Consider the following 24,986-nt stretch of genomic DNA (forward strand, 5'->3'; position numbering starts at 1 on the left):
CGGTTAGGTACTATGTAGAATAATTACACAACACAAAACTAATAACAATTAATTGTTAACAATTTTGTGTTTGTAAAAAATATATGCTGCTTTTTACTCAATCAGTTGAAAACGCTGATTATCGCCATTATAACACTGCCACTGCACAACTGACGCGCCATTGGTTTGTAATTTACCTGCTATATCAATACATTTATTACTTAAGCTTGATCTAAGCTCAAAGTAGCCATCTCCTGTATTGTTCAGTGTAAAGCGTTGATTGGCTTTTGTGTGATCACACACCCACTGTTCAACCCCAGCGCCATTTGAGGTACTTGAATTTGCAATTTGCATACACAAGCCAGTTAATTGTGAGCTGATAGCATATTCGTTATTTGTGAGTTCAACGAGCTCAAATGCTTGGTTTTCGTTATTAGAATTACAATTCCATTGCTGATAAGTACTGCCGTTATTCATTGCACCGTTTGTAATATCGATACACTTTTGACTGTGTTTTGCTTTAATTTGCGCGCCACTAGTAACAGAGCTTGTATTTGCTGCATTTACGGGTTTATACACGCGCACCCAATCAACGTACATTTTATTTTTACTGTCATCAGCTAGGTCTGCATCAGTTGCAATATTACCCGCTTCTGAGCGCCAATCATGATCTTCAGTATCAATAATAATATAAGCAGATTGATCCATATTATGTGTGTTCTTATTTAACGTAGCCCCAGAGTAGTCTTTGTCTTTCATGACCACTTGTGCCCAAGAACCATCTGGCGTTTGCTGGCCATCAATATAAAATGTGACATCTGTTGGACTTTTCCAATACACACCAAAGCGATGAAAGCCTTCTCGCCAGTATGTTCCCCAGCTTGGCGTATTATGGGTTTGGTCATTGTAATCACTGATTATTTGATTTGTTTGTTGATCGCGAATAAAAACATGGAAGTTCGTCGACATGTTTCTAGCAAACCATTCATCACGCGCACCACCGTATACTTCTAGTACATCAATTTCGCGTTCATCATTATCGCTAAGCAACCAAAAATTTGAAGATAACTCTAGGTTACTCACCTTAATACTGGCTTCTAAAAAGATTGGGAAAGTGACTTTCGTTTTTGAAGTGATCACCCCAGCATTGACTTGATCAGTACCTGCACGACGTGAAGCACTAATAATTAAATTACCATCAGAGACCCAAGACTCATCACGTTGCCAATAGGTCAAGCCTGGACCTGTCCAGCTATTAAAGTAGGTATCGTTCCATTTACTGGTAAATGCCGCCGGCTTCCCTGTGTAATTAAAAGAGTCTGAGTAGGCTTCTTGTAACTGCCAGACTTTACCATTGTCAGGCGCGACTGGTAATGGAATTGCATCCCAATCGTTGGCCATTAAATTTGTAGATGTTAAAACACAGCCGATCAACAAAAGGTTATTTTTCATTTTTGCCTCTTAAAAGTTAGATGTTGTCATTTTGGTCACACAATGTGACCAATACAGACTAGTACAAATAAAAGACAAAACAAACAAATTGTTAACAAAATATTTTTAACAATACACAGTGCGTTATGGTCAATTTCTCCCACTTTAGGCATGACTAACTTGTTATGCGTGTCTCAATAAAAAATACTTCAACAATAATGGAAAAGCTTTTATGGTGCTAAAAAATATAATAATTAAGGAGCTACACTATATTATAATACTAAACTTTGGTGCGTTACTGCTGGTAAGCTGTAGTAAACCTATAAATAAAATCAACTCAATTTCATGATAAAAGCAGCCTTATTAATATGACTAAACTTATGACTACTCACTATCATGTGACTGAGAATTTGATTAAAAATTTCAACCTTGAGATATCAAATCCAAGTAACTATGCACCTTTAAATATTTATGCCAACGACGGCTCCTATTTGAAAATCGAAACATAGGCAAACAAATTCTAAGTGCATTCGTAGGGTTTCCTCAGCAAGGTGACACGACCCTAACCTTCAAGACCAATGTAAATCACAAAGGACACTTGATTTAGCGCATTATTTGCTCTTTAGAAAACTATTTTTACCACTAAAAATTAATTAATAGATTCAACTACAACTTAGTTGATTAAAGCGATACCTACTCCCTGTGCCCACGCCGAAATCGGTGGTTCGAATCCACTCAGTCGTACCAAAATTATTCATTCCACTGAATCAAATTAATTAACCAATTAATAGTTCAACCATAGCTCAGTTGGTTCGAGCGCTACCTACTTTAAATCCTAGCTATGAATGCAAACACCCGCGGTGTTTATAAATTCGTGTCAACAAAAGCGCCCTCATATTACTTATTTATTAATTCATTTTGTTATTCAAGGCCAAATTAAGTCATTATTTAAATGCAATGACTTTGTTTGATTTATATACTATTTGTTTACAATTTGATTATAATCGCTTAGTGGGTTTTTATAGTGAGTTTAGGTATGGCGCGGGCTGGTATATTAACAGTATTTTTTTTCTGTGCTTTTTTTAGCCCGCTAACACATGCTTATCCACTTAATAACAATAACACTACCATAGAGGATGATAACCTGTGGCGTCCTGTTACAGCATTCAATACGCCTCCTTCTGCACAGCAAGTTATTACATCACATAAAAACAGTACCGAAACAAGTAGTTTGCTCGGTAAAAGTGGCGCTGTTGTAACAAAAATTGCACTTAATAGCCCCACCGCTGGAGATTGGTATGTCCTGCCACAAGCCAACTTCATTGATATAGGCTTAGCCTATTGGCAAACTGATCAAGGGAATATAATTAAGCTTGCTGACTTTTCCCAGTCTCATGTTAATCAACCGGCTATTTTAATGCATGGCCAAGCATTTAAACTGCCCTTCTTTGCGCCAAGCAGTGGTTATTTATGGATATATTTAGAAGCCAAACACTACCCCACTCCGGTTGACCTAAGCATTTTAAGCGAAGGTGTATTTTTGCATCATCAGTTTTATATAAACTCATTAAGCCTTATTGCCATATCTGTCATGCTTACTTTAGCAATGATGGCGTTTGTAATGTTTTTAAGAGTAAAACAAAAAGTGGCTTTATTTTGTGCTGGCTATGTAGGTTTACACGGCCTTGGCTGGGCGTTTGCCTCGGGTGCTGTAAATACAATTTATGCCAGCCCTACTTTTAATAAACATTACTTAGGTATGTATTTATTTGCCTTTGCTGTGAGTTACGCAGCAGCATTTACCTACCAACTGTTTAACTTCGATAAAGAAAAAGCCAATAAGCTTGGGAGTGCTTTAAAATACTTTACTCTTGCTGCATTTGCATGTGGCATCTGCAACCTATTAATGCCCTTTTATTTAGTGTTTTATGTCGCGCACTTTTTAGCAGCAGTATGGATTATGCTTAGCTTAACCACCGGGTTTGCCATGCTTAGCCTAAACGATTTTAGAGCCAAGTACTTTTTATTTGGCAACATGCTCTATAGCCTGTCATTAGTAGTATACGTTGCGTTTCATTTTGATTTAATAAATGCCTCCTCTTCAGAAATTTTTGTATTAATTGCCTTAGCAATAGATTGTGTGTGTATTGTGTTGTCTTTGTCTGAATGGCTAAAACTAAAACAACATGAATTTAGTACTTTGTTGTACGAATCACGCTTTGATCCTCTTACCCAAGTTGGCAACCGATTATTATTAAATGATGAGCTAATTAAACTTGCACATAGCCCTTACATTATTGTGTTTATAGATTGTGATGGAATAAAAAAAATAAACGATGGGCTAGGCCACGCTAAAGGTGATGCGTTTTTAATTAATGCAGCAAAATTAATGACACAGCATCTAGCGCAAGACGGCACCATATTTAGAACCGGGGGCGATGAATTTATTTGGTTATGTAAAGTTAAAAATAAATCAAATCTCCCCCAACTAAAAACCACACTTACCCAAAAGCTCACTGCATTACATCGCACTATTCAACAGCAATGGCCGCAATCGGGTATTAGTTATGGTATTGCATCTAGCGATGAGTGCCAAAGCCATACCGAATGTTTAACCTTAGCGGATCAGCGCATGTATAACCTAAAGTCGGCCCATAAACTAAAAGTAAGCTAAGTAATAAACCAATTACACTCCCTATTAACCGAATTGCTACATTGGGTTTAGCTCGTTAAATGTGCTTAATATACTTATTTTTTGCTAAAAATCTCATCCTCATGTCGCCCTCTTTTTAATTACATGAAATTTATTAAACAGCTAAACAGTACAAAAAAAATAAGAACAAAGTTATACTGGCGCTAATTTGTCTGGCGAATAAAGCTATAAGTAATACGATTAAATTACCCCAATTAGGAGTTGTACATGGAACATATTATTTCGGGCGTGGCTAAGTTTCAAAAAGAAGTTTACCCATCAAAAAAAGCAGCGTTTCAAAAACTAGCCAATGGTCAAAACCCAGAAGTGTTATTTATCACCTGTGCCGACTCACGTATCGATCCTAACCTAGTGACTCAAACTGAGCCTGGTGAATTATTTATTTGTCGTAACGCGGGCAATATTATCCCACCACATAGCAATCAAACCGGTGGCATGACTGCCTCAATTGAATTTGCTGTGGCAGCACTGGGCGTATCACACATTATTGTTTGTGGGCACTCAGACTGCGGTGCAATGAAAGGCGCTATAAATACTGAGGGCTTATCAAGTTTACCGCACGTTAAAGAGTGGCTTGGCCACAGCCGCGTAGCAACTGAAGTTGTAAAAGAAAAATGCGGTTGCGCAGAGCTAAACAATAATGACCACTTAGGCTTGGTAATCGAAGAAAACGTGGTACAACAATTACAGCATATAAAAACACACCCTGCTGTGGCTGCAAAAATTGCAACCGGTCAGGTTAAGCTACACGGCTGGGTATATGATATAGAATCTGCTGAAATTAAAACCTACGACGAGGCTACTGGCGGATTTAAACCTGTTAAAGATACCTACATAGAAACCCTTGCTAAACAAAGCAAATAACTTACTTCACCTGCTTACTCTTATTTTTGTTTAATAAGAGTAAGCCCCATTTTTATTTATAAAATGAACCTCTGGCGTTTATATCTCAGTTAACTAAATTTTTCGAATAAAAAATCAACAAAGCTTTTAACCTTTTGCGCTACAAATTTTCTATGTGGATAAATTGCAAATAAGCCAAATTCAAAGGTTTTATATTCTGCCATTACTTGTACAAGTTTGCCCGCAGCAATATCGTCTTTTACTACTATTTCAGGAATGAGGCCAATACCACCACCAGCTAATACAACTTCTTTTACCGCGCGTGGATTATTTACAGCAATACGTGAACTAACAGTGGCTGTGAGCGCCTCACCAGTTGGCGATACAATCGGCCAGTGTTTGCCTATTTTAAAGTTACTATCAATTATCGTTGCATGGCGCTCAAGTTCTGCAACATTTTTTGGCGCGCCAGCGTGTTCAATATAATCAGTCGACGCACATAAAATTAACGGGTAGCTCGTAATTTGCCGCGCAATTAAATTGGAGTCAGATACACTGCCAATTCTGATTGCTAAATCAACACCCTCTTCAAGTAAGTCTATCGTTTTATCAGAAAGCACTAACTCTATACTTAAATTAGGAAAACGATTCATTAACTCAGGTAGTAATGGCGCAAGATTTGTTTCACCAAATGACACTGGTGCACTTACTCGTAGCTTCCCGTTTACTGTAGCGCCTTGGCCTGATAAGTTATCAAGCATTTCGTTATAGCTTTCGATCACTGGAACCACGCTTGCATAATAGCTTTGCCCAGCTTCGGTAATAGATATTTTCCGCGTAGAGCGGTTAAATAACCTAACCCCTAACTCTTGCTCTACAATACCCACGTATTTACTCACCAGTGCTTTAGAAAGCCCTAGCCTGTCACCTGCAGCTGTGAACGAGCCCGTTTCAACGACTGCAATAATTGTTTTAATGCCAGTAATAGTATCCATGATTGTCAATATATCATTGACATAAAATCATCACCAGTGCGGTTTTTCATTTTTGTATTTAGTGCAAAATAAATGCACTAAAACCAAATGAGAGACATTATGAAAAACTTAACTTTATACCGTTTTACTTTATCTGGGCATTCACATCGCGCAGAGTTATTTACATCGCTTTTAAAACTTGATGTCAATATGGTAGATGTTGCACTGCAAAACGGCGAACATAAACAGCCCGATTTTCTAAATATGAATATTTTTGGTCAAGTACCAGTGCTTAAACACAACGACGACATCATTAGCGATTCAAACGCTATTTTAGTGTACTTGGCACAACAGTTTGACGAAAAAAGAACCTGGTACCCAGAAGATGTGTTAACCCAGGCGCAAATCCAGCGCTGGTTAAGTGTTGCTGCGGGGCTTGTCGCTTCAGGGCCATGTTCCGCGCGGTTAGTTACTGTATTTGGTGCCCAGCTTGATCATCAAAACGCAATAAATATTGCTCACACATTATTTAAAACAATGGATGCGTACTTAGAAAATCGTGAGTACCTAGTAGGCACACAGCCTACTATTGCCGACATTGCCAATTTTTCGTACATAGCACACGCACCAGAGGGCGGCGTATCGCTTGAGCAATACCCAAATATTTTAAGGTGGCTAAACAACGTTCGTAAGCTTGATGGTTTTATAGCAATGCCTGAAACAAAAGCGGGTTTACTCGCTTAGTTTTAAGTTTTTAATAGTGTTTACAAGAGGCAAATTAAGCCTCTTTTTTAATTAAAATTATCTACTTAACAAATAAATCTTAATTTTGACAACTGCTCAAGGTGTTTGCTAATAATGGGTACATATATTAGTAGCTTATATACTTCGATAATAGAGGCCGATAAGCTAAAACGATAGTGTAATCATAATACGCAATACCACGGAGTGTTCAAAAATGGATATAGATTCACATATTACTCAACTTGAAAAGAAAAATAGAAAAATGTTTGGCTCAGTTCACTTTTTATTACTATCGCTCGTATTTTCAACAGCCATATTGGCTTTACTGTTTTTTACTGAGCCACTAATTGCAATTGCAGCTTCTGGATTTATTGCTTTTTTTCTACACTATTTTTACGCTCAATTAGCCTTTAAAAGACTAAACTCTCGTATCACTTTATTACAAACAAAAATAAGCCATAGTGAATAAAAAATGTTTGTTAATAAATAAGTTCTCCACCCATTATAAAACTTTATGTTTTTTGTCAGCTCACTCAATAATTCACAAGATAAACGCATATGGAGAGTACTGGTTACTCACAATACTCCAAAAAGGAGTTTTTTGCGGCCCTAGAAAGTATCGACTATGAGTTATACCCATCCGCATAATTGAGTATTATTGCTGATTGGTATTACACCCTGCTAATGCGCTTAATGCTGATAGCACGCTTTTAACTGAGTTTGATGTAACCGATAACGAAATAGTAAAGCGATATAGTGACGATAGCTAATAGCTTCAATTTTCAAGTTGTGCTTGTTCCTTCTTGCTAATAGTTATTCATCTTCAAATACTGATTTAGGAAATAAGATGGCTTCTATCAAAACTGCACATCAAAAAGCCAGATCATAACCAAAGATGTGTTATCACACCATCACTGTTTAATAACCGCAGCTTGAGAGCTACAGCTCTATATCAAGCACCTCAACGCCTTTAGCAGGTACGGCGCAGCAAATAAGCGCCTGTCCTTCCTCTACTGGGTAACTTACGTTATTTCGATAAGCCACACTGCCTGTATTTATTTTAACTGCGCAACTGCCGCAGCTGCCATTTCGACAGCCAAATTCAGGTTCTAAACCATGGGATTCGGCTACATTAAGTAAAGAGTTGTCGCCTTTATTCCAGCGTTGTTCAAAGCCTGATTTACTAAATTTTATGACGGTGTTATTTGCTTCCTCAACGCTCACTGCGTTGTTAGGCGTTTCGCTCGTTTTGAGCATTTTGCGCTTAATAGCAGAGGGTCCAAATGCTTCCGCAAATATGTTTTTATCCTGTACACCGAGTAATAAAAGCTCATTATATACATGCTGCATAAACGCTTCAGGACCGCATAAAAAGAATTCATAATCATCTAGCGGTAAGTAACTCCTAAGCACATCAGCATTTATTCGCCCTTTTAAATCAAAGCCATCATCCTCAACTTCATTAAGCTCAGACTGAGATAAAAGTGAGTAATAAGCAATTGCGCCACCGCTAGCATCAGCAAGTATTTTTAGCTCATTATAAAATGCGCGCTGCTGGCTGTTTTTAGCACTATGAAAGATATGTAAAGGCCGTGCATGACGGGGTCTTACGCTTTCACCGGCAATGTATTTAGCCATTGATATCATGGGTGTAATTCCTATGCCGCCACCAATAAGTACCGCAGGTTTAGTGCTCGTTGGGTCAATAAAAAATTGTCCTTGCGGGTATTTAGCCAAAATAACGTCGCCTACTTTAACGTGGTTATGAAAGTAATTAGACACCTCACCTTTAAGTTCTTTTTTAATCGATAATCGATAAAAATTTTCATGCGGGCTCGATGAAACAGTGTAAGTTCTAATAGCAGGTTTGCTATTACTGTTTTTGCTGGGTATTTGTACGGTTAAATGCTGCCCAGCTTTAAACTCTAACAAGGTTGTATTGTTATCACCTTCTAAATAAAAAGAGGTAATTACATCACTTTCTTTCTTTATTTTAGTTACTTTAAAAGGCTGCCATGTATGTTTTAGTTTTTCGGCTTGTTTGTTTTTTTCAGCTTCTAGCCATGTACCTGTCATTTTTGTGTTTGGGGAGTAAGCTTCAAATTTAGCTGTAAAAGGGAGTAAATCTTTAAGCCACATTCCTTTAGTAAGAGTAAATTTCCAACCTCGGTCTGCGCCAATAAAACCTTCAAGCTCTGGATCCCCATCCCATAAAATTTCAACACTGCCGGTAAGCATTAATATATTTCCCGTGTCAAAATCAGGAAATAATAAACCCGCTTTTGGGTTTACTAAAAAATTACCCAACGTATTAAAAAAATTATTACCTGCATAATCTGGAATCGTTAACGTGTTACCTTCACGCTTTACAAAACCCGGCATCCCCCCACGGTGAGACACATCAACGCCCTCAATTTTTGGACTGTTTTTTGTACTTATAAAGCTTGAAACAAAGAACGTATCACTGGTATTTATTAACTTAATTGCCGCATTATCAAGTGAACTAAATTCAACTTTTTGTATTGTATTATTTTTGCTAAAAGGGTCCCTATTAAATGTTAAGTTACGTGTTTGAATATACTGTGGACAATTACCGAAGGATTGATCAACATTAAAACTAACTTGCTCATCGCTAATTACCTCACCTACGCGTACGTTTACGCGGTTGCGCCTACGCGTACTTAGTTCAATACCTAATAAACCAATTGGCGAGCCTGTAATACTTAACGCGCTATGCAAGGGATCGTTTTTATCAACAGCGTGTGTCATTAATAACGATTTGGATGTTGGAGTGCTTAAAAAACCAGGTTTACCTGAAACAATGGAGGCCCACACATCGGCGTTTTCATCAACACTGCCAGCCACCACAAATGGTAACTGCTCAAAAAACGATTGATACTGCTCTGGCATATATGAACGCACGGCACGCTTGCCAAATGTTGCCATTGTTTCTCGTTTTCCAAGTTTGTCTTGTATTAATAGCTCGCCTGTATGAAATGGTGATTCATTTTTTGTGTCTATATTTTGCATACTTAACCCCAATGCTATGAATAGGGCAAATTTAGCGCAATAAAGCACTTATGATAATGTGCCTTTTATTGACTGATAATTCATATTTCAAAGACAATTCTGCACACTCTTAGTGCTTGCAGTGCACCACCCCGATACAGCAAACTGATTTATAACAAACTTAAATTAAGCAAAGCATTTAAAAACAAACACTTAAAAATATGGCCACTTTTTTGCTTACATTAAAATAACAAAGCACGTATTAATAACGACATATATTAAGGTTGAGAAACCAACCGTAGGCAAAGAAGCCCGCTCATAATTGCATTACCTATGTGATTATGGCGGGCTTTTTTGTTTTTAAATTAACCGTCACTGAGGGGATACCAATGCAAACACCGACTAAAATACTCATTATTGGTAATGGGATGGTTGGGCACCATTTTGTAGAGCAAATGCGCCAAAGCGACGCTAATGCAGACATTACCGTACTGTGCGGAGAAGCAAATTTAGCTTATGACCGTGTTTACTTATCCAGCGTATTTGATGGTAAAACAGCCGCCGATTTAGCCCTAACCACCTTTGATAATTATCAGCAATTAAATATCAATGTGCATACTAATCAGTGGGTTAATAAAATAGATAAAACAAACAAGGTAGTTAGCACTCAAACTGGCAATAAGTTTAGTTACGATAAGCTTATTTTAGCAACAGGGTCGTACCCGTTTGTACCGCCAATTAAAGGGAATGACCAACCTCATTGCTTGGTTTACCGTACCCTAGAGGATTTAGAGCAAATAAAAGCAAGCGCTGCTCAAAGTAAAAGCGGTGTTGTTATAGGTGGTGGTTTATTAGGACTTGAAGCGGCCAATGCAATTAAGCAACTTGGGCTTGATACTCATGTAGTTGAGTTCGCCCCCCAACTTATGGCTGTTCAACTCGACTCTCAAGGTGGCACGCTATTAAAAAACAAAATTGAAAAATTGGGCGTGAGCGTGCATACCGCTAAGGCCACCAGCGAAATAGTAAAAGGCGAAACAAGCCGTTACAGATTAAATTTTTCAGATGATACGTTTTTAGAAACCGACTTAATTTTGTTCTCAGCCGGTATTCGCCCTTACGATGAGCTAGGTAAAGTAGCTGAGCTCGAATTAGGAGAGCGAGGCGGTATCGTAATCAATAATCAATGCCAAACTTCAGACCCTGACATTTATGCCATTGGCGAGTGCGCCCTTTGGGACAAAAAACTTTTTGGCTTAGTAGCGCCTGGCTATAACATGGCACGAGTTACAGCAAGCCAACTAACAGGCGGCAACCTTGAGTTTTTAGGCGCCGATATGAGCACAAAATTAAAACTACTCGGTGTAGAGGTAGGTTCTATTGGCGATGCTCACGCTAAAACCCCCGATTGCAAAGAGCTAATTTATCAAGATCCTATTCGTGATTGTTATAAAAAAATTATTTTAAATGAGGCCGGTAACAAGTTATTAGGTGCAGTGCTTGTTGGCGATACGAGCGATTACGACACACTGTTGCAGTACATGTTAAACGACATGGAATTACCCGCACACCCTGAGTGCCTCATTTTACCGGACAGCGAAGGAGCACCTGTTTTAGCGGGAAATGCCCTGCCCGATACCGCCACTATTTGTTCATGCCACAATGTAAGCAAAGGCGATATAGTGGGTGCCATTGATGGCGGCTCATGTGATTTAGCTGCAGTTAAGGCGTGCACCAAAGCCGCCAGCGGCTGTGGTGGCTGTGCCGCATTATTAAAATCGGTAGTCGATAGTGAACTTGAAAGCCGTGGCGTTGAAGTAAATAACCATGTGTGTGAACATTTTGCATTTTCGCGCCAAGAGTTACTGCATTTAGTAAAAGTAGAAAGCATTAAAACTTTTGATGATTTGCTCGCTAAACATGGCAGTGGTCATCACGGCTGTGAAATATGTAAGCCCGCCGTGGCCTCTATTTTAGCCTCAACGTGGAACGACTTTATTTTAGAGCCTGCTCATGTTGGCCTGCAAGACACAAACGACACTTACCTTGCTAATATGCAAAAAGATGGTTCCTACTCTGTAGTACCTCGTATAGCGGGTGGCGAAATTACTCCCGACAAACTCATTGTTATTGGCCAAGTTGCCAAAGACTTCAACCTGTACTGTAAAGTCACAGGTGGGCAGCGTATTGATTTATTTGGTGCACGCCTTGAAGAACTTCCTATTATTTGGCAAAGGCTTATAGCAGCCGGTTTTGAAACCGGTCACGCGTACGGTAAATCGCTCAGAACGGTTAAATCGTGTGTTGGCAGTACGTGGTGTCGTTATGGTGTACAAGACAGTGTTGGCCATGCGATTGCGATTGAAAACCGCTACAAAGGTTTACGCGCACCGCATAAATTTAAAATGGCCGTATCGGGCTGTACTCGCGAATGCGCTGAGGCACAAAGTAAAGACATAGGCGTAATAGCGACCGAAAATGGCTGGAACTTATACGTGTGTGGTAATGGCGGTATGCGCCCACGCCATGCTGATTTATTTGCTACCGATTTAGATACCGAAACACTCATTAAATACATTGACCGTGTGATCATGTTTTACATTAAAACCGCCGATAAGCTACAGCGCACCTCAGTGTGGATGGAAAATTTAGAGGGCGGATTAGATTATTTAAAAAGCGTAGTAATAGACGACAGCCTAGGTATTTGCCACGAACTTGAAGCGCAAATGGCGCTTATAACTAAAACTTATGCCTGCGAATGGAAAAAAGCAGTCGAAAGTCCTGAAGCCTCAAAACGGTTCCGCCAATTTATTAATAGCCCAGATGCTGATAGCAATATTTTATTTGTACAAGAGCGCAACCAAATTCGCCCCGCAACTGAGTCTGAAAAACGTAACCAGCAAAATTCAACAAACCGTATTCCCGTAGTGGAAATTGAGCAGGAGCAAGCTGATGTATTGGCATAAAATTGGAACAACCGACGACCTAGTTGCTAATAGTGGCGTATGCGCATTAGTAAACAACCAGCAAGTGGCCATATTTTATGTTCCACAAAATAGTGAGCCTGTATTAGCCATTAGCAACTACGACCCGATAGGTAAAGCCAATGTACTATCGCGCGGCATTATTGGCTCTATTGATGGCAAGTTAGTAGTCGCCTCCCCTTTGTATAAGCAACATTTTTGTTTAAACACCGGCGAATGCCTAGAAGCAGAGGCAATACAGCTCCCCATATTTGAAGCCAAAATAGACAATGGCAATGTCTTTGTTAGCGCTGAGCCAAAAGCCATTACAGCGTTAGCATAAGGAGCAATAAAATGAGTGTCCTTTCGTATTTTTCAGGTATTGACAGCCCATGGCTAAACAAGTTTGTTAATAAACTAACTCAAGATACAAAGCACAAAGCTAAACATCAAAAAAACGGCCAAGTGTATTTAATAGGGGCAGGCCCTGGCGATGCTGAGCTTATAACTGTAAAAGCACAGCGCCTCATTACAGCAGCCGACGTGGTGTTGTACGACAGCCTAGTTAGTGAAGCGCTTTTAAATACCTTGCCTAAACACGCACAGCGAGTGTATGTAGGTAAACGCGCAGGAAAACACTCTATGCCACAAGCGGCCATTAGTGCCCTATTAGTAAAATACGCACAACAAGGATATAAAGTTGTACGTTTAAAAGGGGGTGATCCGAGTATTTTTGCACGTATTAATGAAGAAGCAAACGCCCTATCAGAGCACAATATTAATTTTGCTATTGTCCCGGGCGTTACCACCGCGTGTGCAGCCTCGGCGTATACAGGTATACCGCTTACTGCTCGCGATGTGGCCCGAAGTGTCACATTTTTAACGGCGCAATTTGCCGATCCTAATAAGCTCCCTAATTGGCACAACTACACCTATGTAAAAGGCTCTAATAACCCCACGCTAGTCGTCTATATGGGCTTAGGACGTTTAGACGCTTTAAGTACTGGTTTGCAATCAGTTGGCTGGCCTAAAACAACCCCTATCGCATTGATAGAAAATGCCACCACCAACAAACAAAAAATAATAACCAGCACGCTTGAGCAAGTTATAAGTGAGAGTACGCCACACACATTCACGGGCCCTACACTAATTATGGTGGGCGAAGTAATTAATCATAAAATGGCTATTAAAACAGCATTATTACATTGCACCGACGTATAACTTCCCCCTCTGGTGTTTGCTCTGTGCAGTTTACAGAGTAAACACTTTTTTTCCCCAATTCATGAAGGGCGCAATCGAGTGCAAAAACAACTATTTTTGCACCAAAAAGGTTTATTCCTGTAATAAGAACAGATACGTTAAAATGGGAACAAATAACAAGTATGGCTTTAAGCGGCTGTTTTAATTTAATTTTAAATTCTATCGAAAATTTTTTAAATCATTGGAACAGTGGTTGCACTTTATATACAAAAAAGTGTGGAACAAGTCCTATGTTATCGAGCAATCCTCTCACAAAACAGTTTTTATTAGCAGCAAAATACCAAGAGATTCATGCATTAAAACAGCTTCAGAAAAGCTGTGCATCGCTTACTAAGCTGGGCGATTTTATACATCAGTTACAAAAAGAGCGCGGTATGAGCAATATTTATTTAGCCTCTAACCGCAAACGGTTTGCCTCGCAGTTAAAACAACAAATTAGCTTAACAGAGCAAACGCAAACGCAGTTTTACCACTCAATTAAAACCACTTTTATTACCGATAACGCAGACACGGGTCACACCCGTTTGTACAATTTAATTACCCATAGTTTGCAATCGTTAGAGGCGCTGCCACAGCTGCGCCTGCAAATAACAAATCAAAACATTACCCCAGTTCATGCTACCCAATCGTATACGCAGTTTATTTCGTGTTTGCTAAATATAATTTTAGAAGCCGCCGATGGCGCCAGCGACCCGCGCGTTACACGATTGCTAGTAGCTTACTTTAATTTTATGCAAGGTAAAGAATACGCCGGACAAGAGCGTGCGTGTGGCGCGCAAGCGTTTGCGTCAAGTAAGTTTACCGTTGAGCAAAAACAACAGCTTGCTCATTTTGTTCAACAACAGCACCACAGCTTTACGTTTTTTAACGAATACGCCGACGAACACGTATTAAAATGCTACCGCTCGTTAACTGATCACCCCGTAAATAAGCAGGTGGATCAGTTACGTGGGCTTTTACAAAATTTAGATGACGAAAACGCGCAGCCGCTGTCACAGCTGAGCGAGGTGTGGTACGAGGTAACAACAACGCGTATCGATATTATGCACAAAATTGAGCAAAACCTCAGTGACTACCTCATTGACTCTGCAGCAATGCAAATAGCCAAGGCGCAGCGTACTTTGAATTCAAGCAAACAGGTTATAAGCAGCCTAGAAGAGCAATACATACCAATGACCGACGGCCAACTCGCATTTAAACAAAATACCCCCCAAAATACCGCCGCTAATAAACTCAATAGTAATAAAAGTATGTACGACTTAATCATGGAGCAAAGCCAACATATTAAGCAAATTAACCAAGCTTTAGTTGATGCTAAACGGGTAATAACAGAACAAAAAATAATACATCAAGCAAAGTATATTTTAATTGAGCAGCTAAGCCTTAGTGAAGAGCAAGCGCATAAAAAGTTGCAAAAGCAAGCAATGGACTCGCACTGCTCGCTTTATACTATTGCGCAAAAAATTGTAGAGCTAAGCGATTAACATTGGCCGTGTGGTTAGCGCCAGACCCACCTCAAAGTAAGGGTTTTAAAAAGCGGTTTTTACGGGGTAAATAATAATCATCGTAGTCAAGCGACACAATTATGCGCTCTGCTTTACCAAGTAGTTCGCTGCGTGGGATTAAACCAATTACACGCGAGTCAGCACTGTGGTCGCGGTTATCACCCATGGCTAAATAATAATCTTCAGGAATAGTAACTTCATTAAAACCCGATAGCTGCGAAGGCGTATGCGCAACACGTATCGCGTGCTTATGGCCATTTAAATCTTCTATTTTATCTAAAGAATCAATATTGCTTTGCAAGTTATTGTATTTAATTTTAACGCCATTAATGACAAGCTCATTGTTGTAAAGCGCTACCGTATCGCCTGGCACACCAATTACGCGCTTAATTAGCCGGTTATCAGCAGCTTGTGAGTCAAATACAATAATATCGCCTGTTTGTGGGTCGGCTAATTTAATTAAAGGAATATGCGTAAAAGGGATGCGTATATCGTAAGCCATTTTATCGGTTAAAATTCTGTCACCCTCTAAAATAGTGGGTTTCATTGAGCCAGTCGGTACTTCGTACCAATCGGCAACTGCGCTTCTAAACACGCTCATCAGCGCAATAAATAGAATTAACGAACGGTTATTTTTCCAAAATTTATAAAGTGGCTTCATACCTAGTCCCTACATATCTTAAGTAATAGTATGACTAGCTTAATAACAAGCAGTTCCATGAAGAATGTAACAAAAAGTGTGTGGAACTTAAGGCAAGATTACCAAGGCTGATGCCTTGGTAATGAGTAACTTGTTGGGCTTATTGCTGGTTTAGCTTGTCTTTCGCTTCTTTTACTTTTTCAAAATCCAAGCCAAGTTCGTCGGTGGCTTCTTTAATTAAGTGCGGCTGAGTCATAACCACAGCCATTAGTTGCTGTAGTTTTTCAGGTGGAATACCAAGCTCTTGAACAAGCGCCATAGCCATCATTGGGTTTTGAGTAAACGCTTCAAACAATGCTTTTACTTTTTCGTCGCTTACATTGTGCTCTTTAAGTATTGCTAGTATTGGGTTCATTTTTAACCTTGTGTATTTTGTAGGTATTTTATATTTACTAAATTATATTAGCTGAGCCATGCATTAACAACGGCCAACACACGCCTCAGTGTTACATCGGGTGGTTATTCTACAAGTAATACCACTTTACCGGCATTTTCATTACGCTCTAAAATAGCATGCGCTTCGTTTGCATCGCTCCAAGGGAGTGTTTTATACACATTAAAGTCGTATTTTTTAGCGGCAATATCATTGTAAAAACGTCCCACTAGGTCATCGCGCACTTGGCGTTTAAACTCAATGCTGCGATTTCTAAGTGTTGATGCATGAAACGAAATACGCTTGCGTAATAATGCTGCAAAATCAACCTCGGCAAAACGCCCGTCTAAAAAAGCGAGCATAATAATTTGGCAATCCATAGCAGCAATAGCCGCATTTTTATTTAAATAGCTGCCCGATACAGGGTCAACAATTACATTTGCTAAAAGCTCATTTGCTTGCATATATTCTACAAAGTCAGTTGTTTTGTAGTTAATGGCATGATCGGCGCCAAGGGTTTTTGCATGCTCGCATTTTTCATCCGAGCCGGCAGTAATAACCACCGTTGCACCTGCACTTTTAGCCATTTGAATAGCCGCACCACCTACACCACTTGCCCCTGCATGAATAAGCGCAGTTTGCCCTTGTTGTAATTTACCCAGTTCAAAAAGCGCACCAAATGCTGTTAGGTACACTTCGCTAATAGCTGCACCTTCAACCATGGTTAAATCATATGGCAATACCATTAATTGTTTAGCATCTATGGCAACGTATTCGCTGTAAGCCCCGCCTGCGCACAAACTAAAAACACGTTTATTAAGCCAGCTTTTATCAACATCAAAACCAAGCTCAACCACTGTGCCTGCGCACTCTAAACCTAAAATGGGGTTATCCCCTTTTGGCGCTGGGTATTTACCTTGGCGCTGCATACAATCAGCGCGATTTACACCTATAGCAGAAACCTTGACTAGCACTTCGTGGCTTTTTAAAACCGGTTTGTCGGTTTCACTAAATGCAAGGGTGCCACCCTCATGAGAAATATATTTCATTGTTGATCCGTATTAAGGTTTATAATAGTTAAGACATGGGGTTAGTTATTATTATTTAAACCGCCAGCTTTGTTTATACGGGTACACATCAGGCAAATAGCCTGATTTAATTTGTTGTTGGCAAGCTTGCCAAAATTCAGCTAAAAACAGATCGTTATGCTCACCGTTAAAATAGTTAAATGCCGTTTCGTTTGCACTAAAAAACACCTTAAACTGACTGGGGAAAATATCGTTTTCTGCTATATCAAAATAACTGTTGGCGCTTAGCTCCTCCAGGTCGTTTTGTGCACTAGGTACATCTCTAAAGTGGCAATCAGTCAATGGGCAAATTTCGTCAAAGTCGTAAAAAACCACACGCCCCCACCGGGTTACACCAAAGTTTTTCATTAGCATATCGCCTGGGAATATATTTGCGCCGGCTAAGTCTTTAATCGCTTTGCCGTAATCGGTCATAACCTGTTGTAATGCTTTATTAGAGCAGTGATTAATGTATAAATTAAGCGGCGTCATTTTTCGCTCAACATATACATGCTTTAAAATAAGCGCCTTACCCGATATAACCATGCTGCTGCCAATTTGTGCCTTCATTTGCTTAAGTAACTCGTCGCTAAAGCGGCTTAAGTCAAACGCTAAATACCTAAATTCGTGTGTATCTACTAAGCGCCCTACGCGGTCGGCTTGCTTTACAAAGTTGTACTTGGCTTTTACTTGCGCTTTGGTGGCTGTTTTTGGTGCACTAAATTTATCCTTTATTACTTTATAAACGTAGTCTAGCCCTTCAATGGTAAATACCAGCATAACCATGCCGGGTGTACCTGGTGCTGTATCGTATTTTAAATTAGTCGGACTATTTTTAGTGGTATCAACTTTGTAACGATAAAACTCTGTTTTAGCGTGCTTAATAAAGCCAATAGCGTTAAATAACTCAAAGCGTTTTTTATGAGGCATCAGCACGCTTAAGTAATCTACATAACGTGCGGGTTGGTCGGTATCAACCATAAAATAAGTACGAGCAAAACCAAACAGTAAACTTAACTGATCGGCGCCCATCATTACGGCATCAAGCTTTAACCCTTTATTAGTATTTAATATAGCGATAGCAAAAGGCATATTATCGCCATTTTTAGCAATACAGCGCCCTATTAAGTAGCAGGCTTTGTTTCTAAAAAATAATGAGTTTGCATATTCTATAAACCCGTCGTTTAAATTTATAAGCTCATACACTTGTTTACATTGCTGCTTTGCACCGGCCATTAATGTTGTTTGCAATGCGTGTAAATCGGCGTCTAAATGACTAAAAGGTACTCTAAATGCTTGGCGAGTAATGAGCGTTTTTACAGCGTAGTTAAACCCATCTTTAAATGATATTCGGCTGACTAAATTTTCATACGAACGCGGCTCGCTTCTGTATTTTGCTTTTAATACAAACAAGTGTACGGTACGAATTTTTTTATCGTCCCAAATTGCACCAAAGGTAGAGTTAAAAAAGGTATGCGCAATAGGTTTGTTTTCATGGTTTTGCACCATATCGCCATATATATTTTTAGCAAGCTGCCATGTTTGCGGGCAATTAAGTTCGGCATAAGCAATAACGCGTACGGCTTCACTGACATTTTTTACTTCCCGTTCGTACACTTGTAGGCGCTCTCGCATGGCCGTTTGCACATCGTGATATTTTTGTTGTTCAAACCGGCTTTGTGCACCTAACGTAATATTTAAAAACTGCGCAAACATGGCCTCAAAGCCTGCAAAAACAGCGCGGGCCAACTTAGTAGCTATAACTTGCTGTAGCGCATTATTGGTTTGATTAGTTAACGGTTTTGACATGGTTACAACACTTTTATTTTTACCACTTATAGCGGTTATTTTTTATTAATTGTTTACACCTTAGCAAGCAGGCATTAATTTAGGTAATTAATTAAGCATATAATTAAAATTTATTGGGCGTATGACCTTTCGAGGTTAATTTTGCAGTCGTGTATTTGGTTTTAAGCTAGGCAAAGTACATGTAGTGTGGTGACTCCCCATAAATGTACTTTAACGCTGCATAAAGGCCAACACGCCCATATGAATATAAGAAATGTCGATCTTAACCTTCTCGTTTATTTAAATGTGTTAATAGATGAAAAAAGTGTTTCAAAAGCGGCTAATAAACTCGCACTAACACAGCCTGCCATGAGTAACGCACTTAAACGCTTACGTGATTTATTTGACGACCCACTACTTGTACGTGCCGCAGGCTCTATGACCCCCACCAGCAAAGCACTTAGCTTAAAGCCTGAAATAGAGTCGCTTTTAAAAATGGCAGAGGCGATTACTCAGCCCAGTGAGCAATTTAACCCTGCAACGGCAGAAGTGACTTTTAGAATAATGGCAAACGACTACATGGAGTCGACCTTAATTGCTCCGTTTATTACCGAGCAACTAGCTAAAAACCCGGGGATTAATTTTGATGTGCTTAGCCCAAGCGATGTAAACCTGCAAGATATGGAAAAAGGCACTATCGATTTAGCCATAAACCGTTTTAATGGCCTACCACGCTCGTTTCATCAAGCCAGCGTTTGGCGAGATAATTACTGCTGTTTAACCCACCCTAAAAATACCTTTTTAAAGCATTCAAGCCTTGATGATTACCTACAAAAAGAACACATTTGGGTAAACCGTGCTGGCTGGGGACCAGAAGCCGCCGTTACTAATAAGTCTGGCAAGCAAAAGCTAGGCTGGGTAGATGAAGCACTTTGGCAGCTAGAACAAACGCGTAAAATCCGGGTGTTTACACGCCACTACATGATTGCAAGTTTGCTATGCCAATCAGAGCAACTTATTGCTACTTTACCGCGCAGGCAGGCTAAATTATTAACCACGCATACCGATTTAGTCATTAGCCCAGTACCGTTTCAAATAGTACCTATTGAGGTAAAAATGATATGGAGCCCGCTACTTCACCATGCTCCCGCACACCAGTGGCTTCGCCGTGAGTTACTTGAGTTTGCTAAAACAATTGCTGATAGGTAGTTTGTAATTTGTGTTTAATTTAAAATTCTGAATACAGCTCAAAATATATTAAAAAAGTATTTAAGGAAAATCACTATCAACATTGATTACTCTAATTATTCACTTAAAGAATTACATGAAGCACTTGAAACTATTGATACAAACAAATACCCACAAAGATACAAACGCCTAATAAAAGAGCTAAACACCCCAAAGAGAGTGGACCCTAAGGTTATAAAGCAATTAGAAATAACAGAGCAAAACTTAAAGATAGAAACCAAAGCATACGTAACTATTTTACTAGGCTTGTTTTTCATTCTATGGAGCTACTTTACTTATAATGATGGCGTTATACATAATAAAGGAGGAGAACGGGTAATTGCTTCTATCGAATCGAGCCCCAAAAAATTCTATTTTATTATTTTTGGTGGAATAGGCTTAGGGTGTATAACCGTCGCGCATGGAATAGAAACGTTAGTAAAGTATAAAAAAACGCTCAAAAATAACAATTTTGAAAAATAAAAAAGAATACCCTTACCTATGTGAAAGCCGCCTTAGCTATATTTATAGATGTGTTGAATGTGGTGCTTTTATTAAAAAAGGAATGCAAGAGTGCTACCGATGTGAACATATTTTTTCAAAAGACGATGTTGATATTATGATCAAACAGTATCGTAAAAATTATAAAAAAAACTGGCATCATAAACTTTATTTTGTCGTTTTTATCACAGCTATTATATACACATTGCTCTTTTAAAAATAAAAAAGCACCATGGTATTCAACTTTGGGAAAATACCATGGTACTTTTGAAATCGTAGAAATAGGAGTGAACCCTACTCTTTATATTTAGCAACCTTGATGCCAACCCACCATAAAAATAAAAAACCTTAAAAATCAAGCACCTAATTAAATTATAACTTTAATTGTTATTTCGTTTGTCCCAGTTTTGTGCATTTTTATAGGTTTTTGCACCACTTTAATTACGCATGTTAAGTGGGGTAAAGTGCTTTTTGGCTAGTTGTTATTTACTATTGATAAAATCAATGTCAGTTATTGAAAACAACAATTTCATTAATAATACACTTAGCGCTAAAGTGAAGTTAAGCCAACAAACTAAGAGTAATGATTATGACAACATCAAGCTTCACACAACAAGACGGGTTATTTATTGACGCTAATTTACATCAGTTTATTACCCAGCAGTTATGCACTAAAACCAATGCTGCTGAGACATACCAAGCACTTGCTACCTTGGTTGATGAATTTGGTTGTAAATGCCGTAAAACAAAGCACCAAGCAGATGACATTTTAGAAGTAGATACGCTACTGCATGCGTACCAGCGTAAAAACCACCCGCTTTGCCACGTAGATGCACAAACAACCGAGGCAGTACTTGATGAATACTGCTGCCAAGTACCGGCTATTATTGTAGTTGCATTAATGGATACGCTTAGCGGTACGCAGTGCGATGAACCTAATGCACACGATATTTACCACCGCGCTGCACAGCTTACTAATCGCCCCTGTGTACACAAGGCAAAAACAGCCACAGCGGCCTAATAATGGAGTTGCTTAAAAATACTCGATAACCTTTTGCGCAAAGTCACTGCAGCTTAGGGTTGTCGAGTTATTACTATTTTGCGCTAAATCAAAGGTTACATTACCGTTTTTGAGTGCTTGTTCGAGCGCTTCTTCAATCAGCTTTGCTGCCTCATCCCAGCCCATAAACTTAAGCATTAAAACGGCACTTAAAATACTGCTACTTGGATTTGCTTTGTTTTGCCCTGCTATTCTCTCAAACGTGCCGTGGGTTGGCTCAAAAAATGCCACATCGTTATTTAAATTAGCAGCCGGCATAATGCCCACTCCGCCAACTTGTGCGCTGAGCATATCTGCTAAAAAGTCGCCATTTTGGTTTGTGGTTGCTATCACATCAAATTGCTCTGGGTTCATTAAACATTGTTGCAGCATGTTATCGGCTATCACTTCTTTAATAATTAAAGGCGATTTATTCGCGCGTGCTATTTCAAGCCAGCGTCCGTTTTCGTGTGCAGTAGCATTAAACTCATTTTGCGCTAAGGCAAACCCCCAACGTTTAAAGGCGCCATCGGTAAATTTAAGTACATTTCCTTTATGCACAAGCGTTAATGATTCACTATTATTTTTAAGGGCGTATTTAATTGCATAGCGTACTAAGCGCTCGGAGCCTTCTTTAGATATATTTTTTATACCTATGCCACACTCTTGCGAAAACCTTAGCCGCGTTACTCCCATTTCTTCACATAAAAAGTCGAGCATTTTCTCGCTCTCTACGCTGCCGGCTTGCCACTCTATTCCTGAATATACATCTTCGCTGCTATCACGCAGCACTGTTATGTTAGTTAAAAATGGATTTTTTAACGGCGATGGCAACGCACTTAACCCTTTAACAGTGCGCATATTTACAAATAAATCCATTTCGTGCCTTAGCGCTACATTTAATGAGCGAAAACCGCCGCCAATAGGTGTAGTTAAGGGCCCTTTAATTGCTATTTTACAGGCACGAACTGCGTTAATAGTTTCCTCTGGGAACCAATCGCCATCATATAACTTTGCTGCTTGCTCGCCGTTATATACTTGCATCCAGTGAATTTTTCGCTCTTTTGCATAACAGTGTGTAATGGCATTATTCACCACGTGCTGCATGGCTGGTGTGACCTCTTGCCCTACTCCGTCGCCATTAATATAAGCAATAATAGGATTTACAGGCACATGCCATTGGCCTTTAGCATCAATAGTAATATTTTGTCCGTGCTCAGGGATTTTAATATGCTGATAAGCCATGGTAATACCTATACTAAAAATAGTGTTAGCTGATTAAATCATGCTTGATTGAGCATGTATGCAATTTGCTTTTTATAATTGATATTAGTTAAAAAAATAGCAAGTTACCTGTGCTTAATTATGTAAATAATGGGTCTAGTATCAAGCGCGTATTTAGGAGGTATAAATGAAGTTATTTTGGCTATTATTACTATTAATGGGGTCATTAAAAGTCTCAGCCGTTGATGTGGTTATTCATAATTTAGACTCGTTAACGACTAAGGGCCAAAAAACGGTATCTATTTGGATAAATCAAAGCCTTAAAAAAACACAAAATACCTTAGGTCCATTGCAACAAACCACCCTCCCTATTTATTTAAAACCACAATATTTTGCTTTTGAACCCGTGCCATGGGCTAGCGTAAAACGCCATAACCCCGATGGGCTTGAGCTGCATATTGACCGCTACGCAAGTTTAAATGCATTTACAAAAGATTGGACGCTCTACCATGAGCTTTCACATTTATATTTACCATTACTACCTTACTCTGGCTTTTGGCTCAGCGAAGGGTTTGCTAGTTATATGCAAAACGTAATAATGCGCAACAGCGGTGTAATTAGCCAAGCGCAATTTGTTCAACGTCTAAATGCAGGGTTTGAGCGAGCACGTTTACAAACTAAAACAAAGCAACAGCCGCTTAATAAGCTTTCAAGTGATATGTGGAAACAACGCGCGCAACAACGCGTTTATTGGACGGGAGCTGCATTTTTTGCAGAGGCCGATTTAGCCCTTCAGAAACAAGGTAAAAGCGTTGCCGCTATAATAAAACAGTACCAAATATGCTGCAGAACTGCGCGTGCGAGCGCTAAAACGCTCATAAAAGAGTTAGATAAGCTCTCCCGTAGTAGTATTTTTACTACCTTGTACGCGCAATATAATACGCGCACCGACTTTCCTGTTATTACTAAAACCCAGTTAAATACACTTTAAAGGCTTTTAAAAAGTTCGCAATACTCATCATACGCTTTGCCATCGTAATTAGTTGAGTAGGCATTCATAAACCCGTGTAAAAACGCTGTTTTGTTACACGTAACTTGGCTTTTACAGGCCAGTGCACTTATCACTTCATCTACATTAAAGTGCATTTCTGTACGTGGAAAAATAAACCTACAAGGCACTCTTGCCTTAATATCTGTGTGGTTTCTGATTTGCGAAGGGTAGAAACCTATCAGCTTTTTTAGATGTGGATTGCCTGTTAATAACTGTGCGCGCCACGCGGCACTTGCGCCTGCACTAAACCCTATGCAGGCTGTTGGCTCCGTAAGGTTATTAAATACATTTAAGAGCTTAGCTACGTAATTATCATGGCCACAGTCATTTATAAATTTATTATAGTAATGCTCTTCACTATCAAAGGGTTGCAGTTCTCCTTTATAGGGGTCTATAACCACCGTATTGGCTTGTATGATATCTAACAACCTCGCTAAAGGTGCTGTTAAACCATAAATATCGCTGACTATTATGTAATTCATACTTACCTTTTTAAGGTTAAAACCCATGCGTTTAAGCAGTTGATAAAATTAAGTATAAATAATTTTTAAATAAATAGCTTGCACACATTTTTTATTTGGGTTACCTTTCCCCT

General features: G+C 39.2%; 20 protein-coding genes. 11 read left to right on the top strand and 9 right to left on the bottom strand.

The window, feature by feature from the left end:
* Nucleotides 1-93 precede the first annotated feature (93 nt).
* Nucleotides 94-1,431 (bottom strand): RICIN domain-containing protein, encoded by a 1,338-nt coding sequence (locus QUE46_RS09470; protein ID WP_286244572.1) that lies wholly within the window; start codon nt 1,429-1,431, stop codon nt 94-96.
* A gap of 1,003 nt (nt 1,432-2,434) precedes the next feature.
* Here QUE46_RS09470 and QUE46_RS09475 point away from each other — a divergent pair.
* Nucleotides 2,435-4,084, top strand: coding sequence for a diguanylate cyclase (locus QUE46_RS09475; RefSeq protein ID WP_286244574.1), 1,650 nt, complete (start codon nt 2,435-2,437; stop codon nt 4,082-4,084).
* A 246-nt stretch (nt 4,085-4,330) separates the two neighbouring features.
* Complete coding sequence (locus QUE46_RS09480; protein ID WP_286244575.1) at nt 4,331-4,987, top strand: carbonic anhydrase; 657 nt, start codon at nt 4,331-4,333, stop codon at nt 4,985-4,987.
* 89 nt (nt 4,988-5,076) lie between these two features.
* On the opposite strand, the gene QUE46_RS09485 is transcribed toward QUE46_RS09480, so the two are convergent.
* Nucleotides 5,077-5,961, bottom strand: coding sequence for a LysR family transcriptional regulator (locus QUE46_RS09485; RefSeq protein WP_286244576.1), 885 nt, complete (start codon nt 5,959-5,961; stop codon nt 5,077-5,079).
* A 99-nt stretch (nt 5,962-6,060) separates the two neighbouring features.
* Between QUE46_RS09485 and QUE46_RS09490 the strand changes: the two genes are divergently transcribed.
* The gene (locus tag QUE46_RS09490; protein WP_286244577.1) at nt 6,061-6,684 is read left to right on the top strand and encodes a glutathione S-transferase; all 624 of its coding nucleotides are present in this window, start codon (nt 6,061-6,063) and stop codon (nt 6,682-6,684) included.
* Between the two features lie 214 nt (nt 6,685-6,898).
* Nucleotides 6,899-7,153, top strand: a complete 255-nt coding sequence (locus QUE46_RS09495; protein ID WP_286244578.1) for a hypothetical protein — start codon at nt 6,899-6,901, stop codon at nt 7,151-7,153.
* Nucleotides 7,154-7,623: 470 nt separating this feature from the next.
* On the opposite strand, the gene QUE46_RS09500 is transcribed toward QUE46_RS09495, so the two are convergent.
* A complete protein-coding gene (locus QUE46_RS09500; protein WP_286244579.1) occupies nt 7,624-9,714 on the bottom strand; it encodes a pyridoxamine 5'-phosphate oxidase family protein in 2,091 nt (696 codons plus the stop codon).
* A gap of 368 nt (nt 9,715-10,082) precedes the next feature.
* Between QUE46_RS09500 and nirB the strand changes: the two genes are divergently transcribed.
* The 4 genes from nirB to QUE46_RS09520 all read left to right on the top strand — a co-directional run bounded on the left by nirB (nt 10,083) and on the right by QUE46_RS09520 (nt 15,400).
* The gene (nirB, locus tag QUE46_RS09505; RefSeq protein WP_286244580.1) at nt 10,083-12,659 is read left to right on the top strand and encodes a nitrite reductase large subunit NirB; all 2,577 of its coding nucleotides are present in this window, start codon (nt 10,083-10,085) and stop codon (nt 12,657-12,659) included.
* Nucleotides 12,646-12,999, top strand: a complete 354-nt coding sequence (gene nirD, locus QUE46_RS09510; RefSeq protein WP_286244581.1) for a nitrite reductase small subunit NirD — start codon at nt 12,646-12,648, stop codon at nt 12,997-12,999. The genes nirB and nirD overlap by 14 nt, the downstream gene beginning before the upstream one ends.
* 11 nt (nt 13,000-13,010) lie before the next feature.
* Nucleotides 13,011-13,877 carry a uroporphyrinogen-III C-methyltransferase gene (gene cobA / locus QUE46_RS09515; protein ID WP_286244582.1) on the top strand — a complete coding sequence of 289 codons (867 nt, stop codon included), beginning with the start codon at nt 13,011-13,013 and terminating at the stop codon, nt 13,875-13,877.
* Nucleotides 13,878-14,146: 269 nt separating this feature from the next.
* A complete protein-coding gene (locus tag QUE46_RS09520; protein WP_286244583.1) occupies nt 14,147-15,400 on the top strand; it encodes a nitrate- and nitrite sensing domain-containing protein in 1,254 nt (417 codons plus the stop codon).
* A gap of 31 nt (nt 15,401-15,431) precedes the next feature.
* Here QUE46_RS09520 and lepB read toward each other — a convergent pair whose 3' ends face one another.
* The 4 genes from lepB to aceK form a co-directional block, all read right to left on the bottom strand.
* Nucleotides 15,432-16,082 carry a signal peptidase I gene (gene lepB, locus QUE46_RS09525; RefSeq protein ID WP_286244584.1) on the bottom strand — a complete coding sequence of 217 codons (651 nt, stop codon included), beginning with the start codon at nt 16,080-16,082 and terminating at the stop codon, nt 15,432-15,434.
* A gap of 139 nt (nt 16,083-16,221) precedes the next feature.
* Entirely contained in the window at nt 16,222-16,476 is a 255-nt protein-coding gene (locus tag QUE46_RS09530) for a DUF2999 family protein (RefSeq protein ID WP_004586776.1), read from the bottom strand.
* A 104-nt stretch (nt 16,477-16,580) separates the two neighbouring features.
* Entirely contained in the window at nt 16,581-17,543 is a 963-nt protein-coding gene (locus QUE46_RS09535; RefSeq protein ID WP_286244585.1) for a zinc-binding dehydrogenase, read from the bottom strand.
* Between the two features lie 51 nt (nt 17,544-17,594).
* The gene (gene aceK / locus QUE46_RS09540; protein ID WP_286244586.1) at nt 17,595-19,370 is read right to left on the bottom strand and encodes a bifunctional isocitrate dehydrogenase kinase/phosphatase; all 1,776 of its coding nucleotides are present in this window, start codon (nt 19,368-19,370) and stop codon (nt 17,595-17,597) included.
* Between the two features lie 240 nt (nt 19,371-19,610).
* On the opposite strand from aceK, the gene QUE46_RS09545 reads away from it, so the two are divergent.
* Together QUE46_RS09545 and QUE46_RS09550 are read left to right on the top strand one after the other, a co-directional pair.
* Complete coding sequence (locus QUE46_RS09545; protein ID WP_286244587.1) at nt 19,611-20,558, top strand: LysR family transcriptional regulator; 948 nt, start codon at nt 19,611-19,613, stop codon at nt 20,556-20,558.
* 1,108 nt (nt 20,559-21,666) lie between these two features.
* Nucleotides 21,667-22,098, top strand: coding sequence for a hypothetical protein (locus QUE46_RS09550; RefSeq protein ID WP_286244588.1), 432 nt, complete (start codon nt 21,667-21,669; stop codon nt 22,096-22,098).
* Between the two features lie 12 nt (nt 22,099-22,110).
* Here the strand turns inward: QUE46_RS09550 and icd are convergent, their stop codons facing one another.
* The gene (icd, locus tag QUE46_RS09555; protein ID WP_286244589.1) at nt 22,111-23,361 is read right to left on the bottom strand and encodes an NADP-dependent isocitrate dehydrogenase; all 1,251 of its coding nucleotides are present in this window, start codon (nt 23,359-23,361) and stop codon (nt 22,111-22,113) included.
* Between the two features lie 166 nt (nt 23,362-23,527).
* Here icd and QUE46_RS09560 point away from each other — a divergent pair, with 166 nt between their 5' ends.
* Complete coding sequence (locus QUE46_RS09560) at nt 23,528-24,331, top strand: hypothetical protein (RefSeq protein ID WP_286244590.1); 804 nt, start codon at nt 23,528-23,530, stop codon at nt 24,329-24,331.
* Here QUE46_RS09560 and QUE46_RS09565 read toward each other — a convergent pair.
* On the bottom strand, nt 24,328-24,873 hold the full coding sequence (locus QUE46_RS09565; RefSeq protein WP_286244591.1) for a dienelactone hydrolase family protein: 546 nt from the start codon (nt 24,871-24,873) through the stop codon (nt 24,328-24,330). The two genes, QUE46_RS09560 and QUE46_RS09565, sit on opposite strands and share 4 nt — an antisense overlap.
* Between the last annotated feature and the right edge of the window lie 113 nt (nt 24,874-24,986).

It is taken from the genome of Pseudoalteromonas sp. MM1 (assembly GCF_030296835.1).
GTDB lineage: Bacteria > Pseudomonadota > Gammaproteobacteria > Enterobacterales > Alteromonadaceae > Pseudoalteromonas.